This window comes from Allocatelliglobosispora scoriae, assembly GCF_014204945.1.
Taxonomy (GTDB): domain Bacteria; phylum Actinomycetota; class Actinomycetes; order Mycobacteriales; family Micromonosporaceae; genus Allocatelliglobosispora; species Allocatelliglobosispora scoriae.
This window is the reverse complement of sequence record NZ_JACHMN010000002.1, coordinates 1,843,861-1,857,794: the sequence shown is the minus strand read 5'-3', so window position 1 is coordinate 1,857,794 and position 13,934 is coordinate 1,843,861. Positions and strand designations below refer to the sequence as shown.

Sequence of the window (13,934 nt, the reverse complement as noted above, 5' to 3'; positions counted from 1 at the left end):
CGATCACCGCGCTCGCCTTCACCCCACGCGGCGGTGCGGCGGCGCTGCGGCGGTGGTGCGGCGGCGGCGGCGCTGCGGTGGTGGTGCGGCGCTGCGGTGGTGGTGCGCCGGTGTAAGCAGAGCGATAAGCCGGAGCGATAGGTCGAGCGGGAAGTAGGCGGGGTGGACGGTGTGCCGGGCAGCGCGAATCCCGACGCCCTACGATGCAGTGATCGACCGTTCAGCCCGGAGGCAGAAATGATCACTGCGATCGTCCTCATCGATTGCGCCACCGACACGATTCCCGAGGTGGCCATGGCCCTGGCGGATCTGCCGGGCGTCAGCGAGGTCTACTCGGTGGCAGGCAGCGTGGACCTGATCGCCGTGGTCCGGGTGCGCGAGTTCGACCAGATCGCCGAGGTCATCGCCGGGCGGATCTCCAAGGTGGCCGGTGTCATCAACACCGACACGCACATCGCGTTCCGTGCCTACTCCAAGCATGATCTGGAAGAGACCTTCGCGATCGGCCTATAGACCTCCGGCGCGCTCAGACGGACGCAGCGGCGGGGGAGCAGCCCGGGGTCACCCGGCAGGGACGGTGAACTCCCCGGCCCGGATGACGCCGCTGAGGCGCTCGTTGCGCCCCACGTGAGCGCCCGGCCAGATCACGCACTCGGTGACGTCACCCTCCACGATGGCGCCCGCGCCGATCACGGACCGGGTGACCGTGCCGGTGACCTTGGCTTCTGCGGCGATCAGCCGGTCCTCGACGTCGAGCAGGTTGGCGTGCAGGTAGCTGGTGGGCGTACCACAGTCGAGGTAGAGGCCGCGCAGCGTGACGACCTCCAGCTTGCCGACGCGCTCGGCCGGGCGCCAGGCGGAGCGCACCAGGTCCGAGTGCTCGGCGGCGAGGCCCGCCGCGATCTCGCCGGGCAGCAGCGAGATGCCGGCGAAGTCGTGGTCGCCGAACTCGCCGGCGCCGCCGACGTGGCGCTGGCCGAGCATGCGCACGGTCCGGCCGTCCCAGCCCGCGAGCAGGCTCGCCACGGAGACATCTCCCGACAGGTACGCATCCGCGTTGAGCACCAGCACCGCACGTCCGTCGACCCACTCCCGCAGTGCGCCGACGCTGCCCGCGCTGCCGAGGAGCTCCCGCTCGACGGAGAGGTGGGCCTGGCCGTCGACGTGCTCGGCGACCTGGTCGGCGAGCCAGTGCGCGTTGACCGCGACCTCGCCGGGGCCGCCGAGACCCGCGTCGGAGAGCAGGGCCATCGCCCGGTCGAGCAGGGCGATGTTGCCGACCGGGCAGAGCGCCTTGGGCCGCAGCGTGGTCAGGGGGCGCAGCCGGGTGCCCTCGCCGGCGGCGAGCACGATGGCGCAGACGGAGCTGCCGAGTCCGCTCTCCGGGAAGCCGCTCATGACGCGAGCGGCCCGATGCCGTAGATCGCGAGCAGGCGCGCTGTCGCGGGGGTGAGTTTGGGCAGCTCGTCGACGGCGTGCCAGGCTGCCTCGAAGACCTCGGCGCCGTCGACGTCGAGCGTGGTGGTGGCGGCCGGGACCCGGACCGTGAAGACCGTGTCGACCCACTTGCCGTTGGTGTGCACGACCGCGCTCGGCACCGCAGGCGTGATCTGATCGGGGGTGAGCTCGATGCCGGTCTCCTCGGCGATCTCCCGGACGGCGCCGGTCAGCGGTGTCTCGCCGCGGCCGAGCAGTCCGGCCGGCAGGGTCCAACCGCGCCCGGGTGGCTGGCGCAGCAGCAGGATGCGGCCGGGGTCGGCTGCCTCGCTGTCGAAGATGAGGCCCACCGCGCCGATCGTGTATTTCGGGGTGGCGAGACGCACCAGGCGCATCCGCAGCTTGTGCGGCAGGCGGTAGAAGACGCCGTAGCCGAGGGCGGTGAGGCGGACACGCATTGGCGAGCGGCGACGGGTCACCGCATCAGCTTAGGGGAGCGGCGATCGTGCGGATCCGGGCGCGCCCGGTCAACGGGCCGGTGCGGTCGGCTCGGGTCCGTTGTCGACGAGAGCGATGAGCTGGTCGACGGCGGTCTCGGCGGAGAGCTTGTGATCGGCGATGGCGACGAGCAGCGTGTCGAGGTCGGGGTAGTCGGGGAACTGCGCCACGAGCTTGTGCAGCCACTCGTCGTTGGCGAGGCCCCGGCTGCGGCGGCGCAGGGCCAGCCCGAGCGCGGCCCGGCCGATGGCGATGCGGTCGGCGATCGTGCCCGCGGGCGCCTCCGGCTCGGCGAAGCGACGCCGCAGGTGGAGCTGTGCCTTGGGCGCCTTGACGTGGTCGAGCCACTCGCGGAAGGGTCCGGTCGCCTTGCCCTTGGGGGCGGTGTAGACCTCGACCACGTTGCCGTCGAGCAGCGGTGTCGTCAGGGGTGCCATCTCGCCGTTGATCGTCGCGCCCATGCACCGGTCGCCGACGGAGGTGCCGAGCTCGTACGCCACGTCGATCGGCGTCGACCCGGCGGGGAGCAGCAGGTGCTTGCCCCGGCAGATGACCTGGATCTGGGTCTCGGCGAGGTCGCAGCGCAGCGAGCGGACGAACTGCAGCGCGTCGTCGGTGTCCTGCTCCAGCTCGATGACCCGGCGCAGCCACTCCAGGTCGACGTCGGTCGCGGCGGCGGCGGCCGAGGCCGAGGCTGTCCGCGAGTCGCCGGTGAGCATGCCGAGCGCGCCGTTGAGCGGGCGGCGCAGGGCATCGGGCAGGGTCTTGCTGAGCGCGGCGGGCCAGGCGGCGCCGAGCGCGGCGCCGAGCGGGCGGGACAACCGGTCGGGCAGCATCTTCGTCGGGAAGCGGAACCGCGCGACGATGCCCCACTCGACGTCGCGGTGCATCTCCTCGGTGCGGATCAGCACCTCGATCGGCTGGTTGTCGGGGCCGAGGACGGTGGTGTGGAGGGAGCGGTAGAGGTTGTTCTTCGGCGCGGCGATGAAGTCCTTGAACCGGCCGGGCACCGGGCGCCACATGCCGTGGATCGCGCCGAGCGCCGTGTAGCACTCACCCTCGGGGCCGTCGACCAGCACCACGATGCGCGGGGTGTCGATGGGTGGCAGGCTCATGCCCTTGGCGACGGTGTCGCGCCAGATCGTGTAATGGTGGCGGTGCCGTGGCTCGACGGAGGCGTCGACCTTGTCGGCGCGCAGCGCCTGCTCGGCGGAGGCGATGATGTGGGCCAGGAAGCCGCTCCACTGAGCGCGCTTCTGGATCACCTGGTCGATCTCCTCGTAGGTCTCCGGTTCGAGGTGGGAGAGGACCACGTCCTCCAGCTCGCGCTTGAGCGCCTGGATGCCCAACCGGTCGCAGAGCGGCACCAGCACCTCGCGGGTCGCCCCGGCGATGCGGGCCCGGGACGCGGGGGATCGGGCGTCGAGCGTGCGCATGTTGTGCAGCCGGTCGGCGAGTTTGATGACGAGGACGCGCACGTCCCGCCCGGCCCAGATGATCATCTTGCGGATCGTCTCGGCCTCGGCGATGGCACCGAAGTGGCTCTTCTCGAACTTCGTCACGCCGTCGACCAGGTAGGCCACCTCGTCGCCGAAGTCGGCCCGCATCGTGTCGAGCAGGTAGGGCGTGTCCTCCACCGTGTCGTGCAGCAGCGCCGCGGCCAGGGTCGTCGTGTCCATGCCCAGGTCGGCGAGGATCTGCGCGACGGCGAGCGGGTGCGTGACATAGGGCTCGCCGCTCTTGCGGAACTGGCCCGAGTGGGCACGGTCGGCCGTGACATAGGCCCGGCGGAGCAGTGCGGTGTCGGCGCCCGGATGCACCGATCGGTGCGCGCGGACAAGCGCGGTCACCGGGTCGGCGGGGGATGAGAGCCGGCCGAGCCGGTCCGGCCACTGCAGCATCCCGCGGAAACGGGCTGCGATGGAGATCTCATCCGAGGCACCCAGGGCAGCGTTGACGTCCACGATGGACACCTCCCTACCGATGACGTCGGGGAACCTCTATAGCCTAGTAACGAACATGTGGGCCTTTCGGTCAATACCTGATGGGCGATCGGACAGCATCTGTCTCACTCAGTGGTCCGAGCGCTCAGATCGAGCCGTCCGAGCAGTGTCCGGAAGCGGGCCGCGCCACCGACGGGTGACCCCCAGCCGGAGGATGCCTCCACCAATCGGGTCTCCGGCCGCTCCAACCAGTCGAGCACCCGCTCCGTCTCTTCGGCGGTCGCCGCGGGCACCGGCCCGTGCCCCGGCGACACCGCCTCCGCGGTGAGTCGTGCCTGATCCAGGGTGGTGCGCGGGTGCGTGCCCCGAGGTGAGAGGGCCGCTGCGGCGAGCCGGCCCCATCGGATGATGGCTATCTCCCAGCCGCCCTGCGCGTCGAGCCGGGCCGCCACCAGCTCCTCGATGCCGGTGAGCGAGCTGAGTCGCTGCATCCGCACGACCGCCCGGAGGAACGCGGTGAGGCGCTCCCGCAGGGCTGCCGCCTCCTCGAAACGCTCGGCGGCGGCGAGGACCCGCAGCCGGGCCAGGAGCGCCTCGACGATCGGGCCGGGGTCGCCGGTCACCGCCTGGCGGAAGGGGTGGGCGGCCGTTTCGGCGTACACCTCGGGGGTGATCTTGTGCTCGCAGGGCGCGGGGCAGCGGCCCAGCTCGGCCAGCGCGCAGGCCGGGGAGGTGACCCGGAGCGAGAGTTTCGGCGTGCACTGCCGGATCGGCAGCACCTCGTGGCAGGCGGCGGCGGCCGCCTCGGCGGCGCGGCGACCGCCGAAGGGTCCGAGATAGGTCGCGCCGTCGTCGGCGAGCTGCCGGACCACCGAGAGCCGGGGGAAGTGCTCATGGGTCAGCTTCAGCCACAGCACCCGCTCGGGGAACTTGGAGCGCCGGTTGTAGGGCGGCGCGTGGGTGGCGATCAGCCGCAGCTCGCGGACCTGGGCCTCCAGAGCATGTGCGCAGGTCACGGCCTCGACCCGGGTCGCCATCCGGATCATCTCGGAGATCCGGGCCCGCTTCTCGCCGGCGGTGAAGTAGGTCCGGACGCGGGTGGCGATGTCCTGCGAGGTGCCGACGTAGAGCGGCCGGTCGTCGGCGGCGCGGAAGACGTAGACCCCCGGCGCGTGCGGCAGGCCGTCGGCGAGGGTGCGCTTGGCCCGCTGCTCCGGCGTGATCGGCTTGCTGAACTCGATCGCGTCGCCGAGCGTGTGCACCCGGTGCCCGCCGAGTCGGCCGATCATCGCGTGCAGCAGGTCGACGGTGGTCAGCGCGTCCTCGAGGGCCCGGTGGTTGGGCTGGTGCGGGGTGCGCAGGTATCTCGCGAGCGTGCTGAGCTTGCGGTTGGGCACCTCGTCGCGGGTGAAGACCCGCCGGGCCAGCGCCGCGGTGTCGAGCACCCGCCGGACCGGCCAGGGGTAGCCGTGCCGGGCGCAGGCGGCCTTGAGGAAGCCGACGTCATAGGGCGCGTTGTGGGCGACGAAGACCGCGTCGCCGATGAACTCCAGCAGCGCCGGGAGCACCGCCTCGATCCGCGGCGCGGGCGCGAGCATCGCCTGGGTGATGCCGGTCAGGACGGTGATGAAGGGCGGCAGGGGCGAGCCGGGGTTGACGAGGGTCGCGAAGGTGCCGAGCTGCTCGCCGCCGCGCACCCGGACCGCGCCGATCTCGGTGATGCCGTCGGCGTCGTGCGGGCTGCCGCCGGTCGTCTCCAGATCGAGCACGACGAAAGTGGTGTGGAACAGGTCACGGGAGCGAGGATCGTCCAGCAAGTCGTCGAAGGAGAGCTGCACGCGCGGAGCGTACGAAGGGGGTGTGACAGACCGTCCGATGCGCCCTAGATGACACGCGGGTAATGAATGAGAGAATAGGGGGATGTCGGAACCGGAGCAGGATGCCCTCGTGGAGATGGAGGGCGCGGTCTCTGGCGAAAATTCCGACGAAACGGACTTCATTCCGGAGCCGATCCTGCCTGAACCGGTCCGCCAGCGCGTGATCACGATGACCGCGAGCGTCCTGTCCGGGCTGCCGCAGGACGAGCTCAACGTGCCTCTGCGCAAGATCGCCAAGTTCGCGCCGAATCGCCGCGCCCGGATGGGCGGGCAGGTCATCGCCGCCCACCTCACCGCCGACTCGGTCTTCCGTCAGCGCGTCGGCCAGCGGGTGCTCGCCGACTCCGGCGAGCTCGGCCTCGCCGTGCTCGAGGGGATCAGCCCGGCCGCCGCCGACCCGGTGGAGGTCGCCGCCCTCGCCTACCTCGCCCGGCCGAACGGCTGGCGCGAGCTGATCGAGACCGCCGACACCGCCGTGCGCGCCGAGAGCGAGAGCGCCGCCGTCGCCGAACTCGTCGCCGCCGCCGAGACCCGCGCGCTGCGCGCCGAGCACGACCGGGCGGTGGCGCGGACCGAGGCGGAGAAGCTGCGCGACGAGCTCGCCAAGATCCACCGCGAGATGGCCCAGGTCCGCGAGGAGTCCCGGGGCACCGCGAAGGCCCTGCGGGAGACCCAGGGCGCGCTGAAGAAGGCGACCGATCAGCTCTCGGCCGAGAAGGGCCGCATCGCCAAGAACGCGTCCGACCACGACGCGGAGCTCAAGCGCCTGCGCGCCAAGCTCGCCGAGGCCGAGACCGCGGGCAGCAGCGTCCGCCAGGCCGCCCGCGACGCCCGGCAGGTCGACGAGGCGCGGCTGTGGCTGCTGCTGGAGACGATCGGCCAGGCCGCCGTCGGCCTGCGCCGCGAACTCGCCCTCGACCCCGTCGACGTGCTCCCGGCCGACGCCGTCGCCGACGCACACGCCGAGCGCCCCGGCGGCTCCACCGCCTCCGCCCGCGCGCAGAGCACCGACGACCCCGCGCGCCTTGATCAGCTGCTCGCGCTCCCCAAGGCGCATCTGCTGGTCGACGGTTACAACGTCACCAAGCGGGGGTACGGCGAGATCTCCCTCGAGCAGCAACGAAGCCGCCTCATCGCCGGTCTCGGCGGGCTCGCCGCACAGACCCGCGCCGAGGTGACGGTCGTCTTCGACGGTGCTGAATCCGTGCACGGGCTGCCACCGGCCCCGCGCGGAGTGCGCGTCCTCTTCTCCCGCAAGGGCGAGACCGCAGACGAGCTGATCAGGCGGCTGGTCCGGGCCGAACCGGCCGGGCGCCCCATCGTCGTCGTCTCCTCCGACCGCGAGGTCGCCGACGGGGTGCGCCGCCACGGCGCCTACCCGATGGCCGCCGACTCACTCCTCCGGCGCCTCTCCCGGGGTTAGACCTTTCATGACACCTCGAAGCTGGGCGGCGCTGTCGTTCGCCGTGCTGCTCGTCGCCCTCGGGATCGCCGTCGCCGTGCTGACACCGTGGCAGCGGCCGCCCGCGCCCCGAGCCGACCAGCTCGCCGCACTCGCCACCCTCCCGGCCGAGCGGGTCGCGCAGGCGAAGGCGCTGCACGCCGAGTTGCGCTGGTCGTCCTACCCCAGCATGGTGCTCGGGCTGGTCGTGGCACTGCTGCTCGGGCTCACCCCGCTCGGCGCCAAGCTCGTCAACCTGGTGCCCGGACCCTGGCCGGCCAAGGCGGTCGGCGGCGGGCTGCTCGTCCTCGGCATCGCCAGCCTCGTCACGATGCCGTTCGCGGCCTGGCAGCACGCCGTGCGGGCCCGCTACGGTCTCGACATCCGCACCTGGGGCGCCTGGACCGCCGATCAGCTCCGCAACCTCGCCGTCTCCGCCGTGATCGGCGCCGTCGTGCTGCTCCTGTTCTTCTGGGCCACCCGCTGGTCGCCCCAGTGGTGGTGGAGCTTCGGGGCGGTCGCCGCGGCGGGTCTCGTCGTACTGATGACCTTCGTCTTCCCGGTCCTCGTCGAGCCGATCTTCAACACCTTCACGCCGATGGCCGACGGGCCGCAGCGGACCGCGCTGCTGGAGCTGGCGGAGCGCGATGGCGTACCGGTGAAGGATGTCCTGGTCGCGGATGCCTCGCGGCGGACGACGGCGCTCAACGCCTACGTCTCCGGGCTCGGGCCGACGCGGCGGATCGTCGTCTACGACACCCTGCTCGCCGAGGCCTCCCCGGCCGAGGTCGAGTCGGTCGTCGCGCACGAGCTGGGCCACGCCAAGGCCGGTGACGTGGTCAGCGGGACGATCATCGGCGCACTCGGTACGGCGCTGCTGGTGATCGGCATCTTCCTGCTCGGCGGCTGGACCGGGCTGCTGCGCCGGGCCGGGGTCGAATCGATCGGCAGCCCGCAGGCGATCGGGCTGCTCCTCGCGATCGCGACGATCGTCGGGCTGCTCGCCGGGCCCGCTCAGGCCTTCGTCTCCCGGCAGCTGGAGGCCCGCGCCGACCGCCATGCGCTGGAGCTGGCCGGGGATCCGGTGGTCTTCGAGTCGATGGAGGCGAAGCTCTCCCTGGTCAACCTCGGTGAGCCGGACCCGCCGTGGCTGGAGCAGTTCCTCTTCGGCAGCCACCCCACCACCGTCGAGCGCATGGCCGCAGCCCGCGCCTTCGCCCGCCGTTGATTCTGGTTGCAGAACTACCTAGGGAATCTACTAAACTACCTAATCTGACATCAGATTAGGTAGTTTAGCGTCAGTGGTGGGGTGCACATGCGAAGCTTCGCGGATCTTGATGGTTTGGTCGGCCGAGTGCCGTCGGGCCTGGTGGCGACGCTGAGCACCGTTGATGTCGGCCGAGGCTCCGAGGCGCTCTTCCGTGATCAGCTGCCCGGTCTGCTCGGCCAGTTGGAACATCGGGCCCGAGTCCAGAGCATCACCGCCTCATCAGCAATCGAGGGAATCGTCGTTCCCGACATCGCTCGGGCCGATCGCATCCTCTCAGGCCAGGCCAGGACTCTGCGTACCCGCAGCGAGCAGGAGTTCGCGGGCTACCGCGACGCGCAGGACTACCTCTTCCGGGGCGACTGGCAGCCGCTCAACGCCGGACTCCTGGTCCACCTGCACAAGCTGCTCTTCGCGCATACCCCGGTGATCGGCGGACGGTTCAAGCACGAGGACAATCTCGTCGTCGATCGATCCCCCGATGGTGACATCACGGTGCGGTTTCGGCCGGTTCCCGCAGCGCAGACCGACTTCTACATCAGCGAGCTGGTCGATCGATACAAGGCCGCCGTGCACACCGGACTGCACCACCCGGTTCTGCTGGTCGGCCTCTTCATCCTGGACTTCCTCGTCATTCACCCCTTCGAGGACGGCAACGGCCGGGTAGCGCGAGCCGTCACCAACGCGCTGCTCATGTCCAGCGGCTACGGCGTCTCCAGATATGTCAGCCTTGAGCAGACGATCGCCGAATCCGCCGACGAGTACTACCAGGCGCTGCTCGACTCGACGAAGGACTGGCACGAGGGCAGTCATGATCCGTGGCCCTGGCTGCGGTACTTCGTGGACGTGTTGGCCGCTGCCTATGGCACCTTCGCCGATCGGGCCGCAGCCGGCCGGTCCGGTGGCTCGAAGATGGAACGGGTGCGCGACTACGTCACGCACCACGCTCAACCGGTGTTCCGCATGGCGGACGTGCGGGCCGCACTGCCGGGCATCAGCGATCAGACCATCAGGATGGCGCTGGACCGGATGCGGCATGAGCAGCTGATCGCGGTCGACGGCCTCGGCCGGGCCGCCTCGTGGCGGCGCATCCAGAGCCCCAGTCGGTAGGGTGGCCGGATGTCCACGCTGCTCGTCACCAACGACTTCCCGCCCCGCCCCGGTGGCATCCAGCAGTTCGTGCACAACCTGGCCCTGCGGTTGCCGCCGGACGAACTGGTCGTCTACTGCTCGGATCACCAGGGGTCGGCGGCGTTCGACGCGGAGCAGCCCTTCGAGGTGATCCGCGAGTCGACCGGGATGCTCCTGCCCACCCCCGGCGTCGCCCGGCGGGCGGCGTCGATCGCTAAGGCGCACGGCTGCGACGCGGTCTGGTTCGGCGCTTCGGCCCCGCTCGGGCTGCTCGCGCAGGGCCTGCGCAGCCGGACCGGCATCGAGCGAGCCGTCGGCCTCACCCACGGCCACGAGGTCGGCTGGGCTGCGCTGCCCGGTGCCAGGACGGCGCTGCGACGGATCGCCGACGGGTGTGATGTGCTCACCTATCTCGGCGAATACACCAGGTCGCGGTTGGCGAAGGCGCTCGGCGACCGGACCCGGCTGGAGCGGCTGGCGCCCGGTGTCGATGTCGATTCCTTCCATCCGTCGGTGGACGGCTCCATCGTGCGCAAGCAGCACGGACTCGTCGACCGGCCGGTGATCGTCTGCGTTTCCCGGCTCGTGCCGCGCAAGGGGCAGGACACGCTGATCCGCGCCCTGCCGCTGGTGCGCCAGGCTGTGCCGGACGCGGCCCTGCTCATCGTCGGCGGCGGGCCCTATCGGTCCACCCTGGAGGGTCTGGCGCAGCAGCACGGCGTCGCCGACGCGGTGACGATCACGGGGGCGGTGCCGTGGTCGGAGCTGCCCGCGCACTTCGCGGCGGGAGATGTCTTCGCGATGCCGTGCCGGACCCGCCGCGGCGGGCTGGACGTCGAAGGGCTCGGCATCGTCTACCTGGAGGGGTCCGCGACCGGGCTGCCGGTGATCGCGGGCGACTCGGGCGGCGCGCCGGACGCGGTTCGCGAGGGTGAGACGGGCTATGTGGTGGGCACCCTGACGTTGCTGGTCCAGCGCTTGGTGGAGCTGCTCGGCGATCCCGCCGCCGCGCGGGCGATGGGCGAGGCGGGCCGGGCGTGGACGGAGCGCGAATGGCGCTGGGAACACCAGGCGGCTCGCCTGTCCGCTCTCCTGCACTCGTAGCAACCCCGCATGATCGCGCTGCTTCCGGGAAGTAGTCCCCTCGGCGGCCGAGTGTGGGGCCGGCTTCCGGGAAACAACGCGATCATGCGAGTGGGGGCGTCGGGCGGCGATGGGTATGAGCGGGCGAAGAGTGCGGACGCGTGTAGGCCCGGTCGCAACGCATGATCGCGTTGTTTCCGGGAAACAGTCCCCTCGGCGGCCGAGTGTGGGGCCGGTTTCCGGGAAACGACGCGATCATGCGAGTGGGGGCGCCGCATACGAGGCGCCCACGGCCAGGGGGCGCGGAAGCAGCGTGACCGGGCGGGTGGGCGTACCCCCGGATGGGGTCAGGCTTTTTCCAGCCAGTCCAGGATCGCGTCGATCGGCTCGCGCCAGCGGGCGTCGAGCATCACGTCGTGGCCCATGCCGGGGAAGAGCAGCGGGGCACCGCCATAGGCGCGAGCCGCCTGCTTCAGCGCGTTCGACGAGACCAGCGCGTCGTCGGGGCTGCCGACGATGAGCATCGGCGGGTTGCCGACCGGCTCCTCCGGCGTCCGGCCGATGAGCAGCTCCCGGCGGGCCCGCCCGCTCGCCTTGCCGATCCTCGCGGTGTAGCCGCGGGCCGTCGCCGACGGCAGCTCCCTGCTGAAGAGCTGCCGCGCGCCGGGCTTGCCGCCGAGCACCGCCAGCGGGTTGCGGTTGCGCAGGATCGGCGAGATCAGCACACCGGCCCGGGCGGCGTAGCGCGCCAGGGCGTGCGCGACCACGAGCGCGCCGGCTCCGTGCCCCACCAGCACCGCGCGGCGCGGCAGGCTCGCCGCGACCTGGGCCACATCGTGGGCGTACGCCCGCAGCGACGCCTTGGAGTCCGCATCACTGCGCCCGTGCCCCCGCAGACTCACGGCGTGCGCCGCGAACCCCCGCGACGCCGTGTGCTCCAGCCAGTGCTCGGCGTATGCCCAGGCCCCGTGGCCGAAGCCGGGGACGAAGAGCAGCGGCGGGTGCCCCTCGTCGACCTCGGGGGTGGCGGTGAGCACCTCGCGCCGGACGGGCCGGACGGGACGCGACCACTCGGCCTGCCGGATGATCGTGGGTGTCATCGGGTCCCCTCGAGGTCGTTGAGCACGGCTTGCAGTTCCCGCAGGTAGAGCATGTGGCTGACCTCGAACCAGTGACGCGTCGAATCGGTCGTGCGGGTGGCCGTCCAGGCCCGCCCGGCGAAGGACTCGACGCGTCGGCCGACGAGGGCGGCCTTGGCGGGGGCTGCCTGCTGCTGGCGCAGGTACTGCGCGAAGACGACCATCTGCCAGTGCACCAGGGGCAGCACGCCGGAGTCGGGCTGCAGCAGTCCGGCGACGGCGAGGGTGGGGTGGCGGCGCGGGAAGGCGTGCAGGTAGAGGTTGGGCTTGCCCTGCGCGTCGGTGCCGAGCAGTTCGGGCTCGATGAAGCCGAAGGTCGGTGTGTAGCCGGTGGCGAGGATGACGAGGTCCGGCTCGATCTCCTGACCGTCCTTGAGCTGCACGGAGTTGCGGTGGAACCGGGCCACCTCGCCGGTCGGGGTGATCCCGCCGTGGCCGATGAAGTAGAGCAGCTGGCTGTTGACGATCGGGTGGCTCTGGTAGACCTTGTGGTCCGGTGCGGGCAGGCCGAAGCGGGCCACGTCGCCGACGGTGAGCTTCAGGGTGCGCTGGGCGACCCACTGGCGCAGCTTCAGGGGCAGCCGCTGCAGTCCGGCGTTGACCTGGTCGGTGGGGCGGCCGAGGGCGTATTTCGGTGCGTACCAATATCCTCGGCGGGTGGAGTGCCAGCAGCGCGCGGCCTGCTGCGCGGCCTCGACCGCGATGTCGCAGCCGGTGTTGCCGCCGCCGATGACGAGGACCTTCTTGCCGCGCAGCTGCGCCGCGTCCTTGTACGCCGAGGCGTGGATGACCGAGCCCCGATAGTCCTCGAGCCCCTCGTAGGCGGGCATCTTCGGCGACCAGTTGTGCCCGTTGGCGATGACGACACCGGTGTAGCGGTGGATCCGCTCGGCACCGCCGTACTTGCTGGTGCTGCGGGTCGTGACATCCCAGTGGCCGCCCTCGGCGGGCTCGACCTTGACGACCTCGGTGCCGAACCAGATGTGCGGCTTGAGGTCGAAGTGCTCGGAGTAGCGCTCCAGATAGGTCAGCACCTGCGAGTGGTGGGGGTAGTCCGGCCACGAGTCGGGCATCGGGAAGTCGGGGAACTGCGTGAACGGCTTCGACGAGATGAGATGCGTGCTGCCGTAGACGGGGCTGCGGTCGTGCCGCCAGTTCCACGCGCCGCCGACGCTCGTCTCCCGCTCGTAGCAGTCGACCCCGAAACCGGCTTCCTTGAGGTTCTTGATCGCCGTCAGGCCGCTGGGACCGGCGCCGATGACGCAGACGGTCTCGCCACGGTCATAGACGGGGAAGCCGTCGCGCCAGAGCGTCACGCCCGGCGCGTCGAGGTCGTAGCTCACCGGGTGATCTCCTTAACAAGCGATGTGGCCTCACAAAGGGAGACGCGAGGCATTTTCGCTGTTGTCGGGCTGTCTTGTCCAGCCCTACGGGAGCGTCACATCGATCAGGATCGGCAGGTGATCACTGGCTGCGAGGGTGAGCGGTCCGGTCTCCACCCGGTACGCGTCGATCGTGACGCCGGTGCTTGCCACGAGCGTGTCGATCCGCCGATGGGGGCCGTGAGCAGGGAAGGTGCACTCGCCACCGCAGCCGGTCGACTCGGCGGCGTCGGTGAGCCCGTCGTGGACGATGCGCCAGGACTCCGAGCCCGGCTCGTCGTTGAGGTCGACGCCGAGGATCACCGGTCCGTCGATCCGGTCGAGCGAGTCCCGCAGCAGCCTGGCCTGGGACGGCCGCTCCTCGTCGTCGGTGGAGAGGTGCGCGCCGACGATCGTGGCGGGCGACCCCTCCACCTCGATCCGGACGAAGGCCGCCCCGCGCATGTGCCGTCCGGGCTTCAACGGGTACTGCTGGTTCCACGCCTCGACCACCTTGACCCGCAGGCTGGTCATGATGACGTTGCCGAGCGAGGGCAGCCCGCCACCGGCGACGAAGAGCCCGAAGGAGTGCGCGAGATCGGCCCCCTTGGTCCGCCACCGAAACCGCCGCGGCCCCTCCTGCACGATCAACACGTCCGGCCGTAGCCCGCGTACGACACGCGAGAGCGCGTCGCGGTCGTCCCGCGAGGAGTGGACGTTGTAAGACACAACCCGCAACCGTGCACCCATCCGCCGA

Annotated in this window: 12 protein-coding genes; 5 read left to right on the top strand and 7 right to left on the bottom strand. The window is 71.2% G+C overall.

Annotation, left to right across the window (positions count from 1 at the left end):
- The first annotated feature begins 237 nt into the window (after window positions 1-237).
- A complete protein-coding gene (locus F4553_RS13995) occupies window positions 238-513 on the top strand; it encodes an Lrp/AsnC family transcriptional regulator (protein ID WP_184836111.1) in 276 nt (91 codons plus the stop codon).
- Window positions 514-561: 48 nt separating this feature from the next.
- On the opposite strand, the gene F4553_RS13990 is transcribed toward F4553_RS13995, so the two are convergent.
- From F4553_RS13990 to F4553_RS13975, 4 genes are all read right to left on the bottom strand, one after another.
- Window positions 562-1,398, bottom strand: a complete 837-nt coding sequence (locus F4553_RS13990; RefSeq protein WP_184836110.1) for a nucleotidyltransferase family protein — start codon at window positions 1,396-1,398, stop codon at window positions 562-564.
- On the bottom strand, window positions 1,395-1,895 hold the full coding sequence (locus tag F4553_RS13985; protein WP_184840729.1) for an NUDIX hydrolase: 501 nt from the start codon (window positions 1,893-1,895) through the stop codon (window positions 1,395-1,397). Before F4553_RS13985 ends, F4553_RS13990 begins: the two co-directional genes overlap by 4 nt.
- A 69-nt stretch (window positions 1,896-1,964) precedes the next feature.
- Complete coding sequence (locus F4553_RS13980; protein ID WP_184836109.1) at window positions 1,965-3,899, bottom strand: RelA/SpoT family protein; 1,935 nt, start codon at window positions 3,897-3,899, stop codon at window positions 1,965-1,967.
- A gap of 104 nt (window positions 3,900-4,003) precedes the next feature.
- A complete protein-coding gene (locus F4553_RS13975) occupies window positions 4,004-5,716 on the bottom strand; it encodes a DEDD exonuclease domain-containing protein (protein WP_312875205.1) in 1,713 nt (570 codons plus the stop codon).
- Between the two features lie 115 nt (window positions 5,717-5,831).
- Between F4553_RS13975 and F4553_RS13970 the strand changes: the two genes are divergently transcribed.
- From F4553_RS13970 to F4553_RS13955, 4 genes are all read left to right on the top strand, one after another.
- Window positions 5,832-7,178 carry an NYN domain-containing protein gene (locus F4553_RS13970; protein ID WP_246466951.1) on the top strand — a complete coding sequence of 449 codons (1,347 nt, stop codon included), beginning with the start codon at window positions 5,832-5,834 and terminating at the stop codon, window positions 7,176-7,178.
- A gap of 7 nt (window positions 7,179-7,185) precedes the next feature.
- Entirely contained in the window at window positions 7,186-8,424 is a 1,239-nt protein-coding gene (locus F4553_RS13965) for a M48 family metallopeptidase (protein ID WP_184836106.1), read from the top strand.
- Window positions 8,425-8,511: 87 nt separating this feature from the next.
- Complete coding sequence (locus F4553_RS13960; protein WP_184836105.1) at window positions 8,512-9,573, top strand: Fic family protein; 1,062 nt, start codon at window positions 8,512-8,514, stop codon at window positions 9,571-9,573.
- A gap of 9 nt (window positions 9,574-9,582) precedes the next feature.
- Window positions 9,583-10,698, top strand: coding sequence for a glycosyltransferase family 4 protein (locus tag F4553_RS13955; protein WP_184836104.1), 1,116 nt, complete (start codon window positions 9,583-9,585; stop codon window positions 10,696-10,698).
- Between the two features lie 326 nt (window positions 10,699-11,024).
- Here the strand turns inward: F4553_RS13955 and F4553_RS13950 are convergent, their stop codons facing one another.
- From F4553_RS13950 to F4553_RS13940, 3 genes are all read right to left on the bottom strand, one after another.
- Entirely contained in the window at window positions 11,025-11,777 is a 753-nt protein-coding gene (locus F4553_RS13950) for an alpha/beta hydrolase (protein ID WP_184836103.1), read from the bottom strand.
- A complete protein-coding gene (locus F4553_RS13945; protein WP_184836101.1) occupies window positions 11,774-13,159 on the bottom strand; it encodes a flavin-containing monooxygenase in 1,386 nt (461 codons plus the stop codon). The genes F4553_RS13950 and F4553_RS13945 overlap by 4 nt, the downstream gene beginning before the upstream one ends.
- 84 nt (window positions 13,160-13,243) lie before the next feature.
- Window positions 13,244-13,927, bottom strand: coding sequence for an endonuclease/exonuclease/phosphatase family protein (locus F4553_RS13940; RefSeq protein WP_184836099.1), 684 nt, complete (start codon window positions 13,925-13,927; stop codon window positions 13,244-13,246).
- Window positions 13,928-13,934 lie beyond the last annotated feature (7 nt).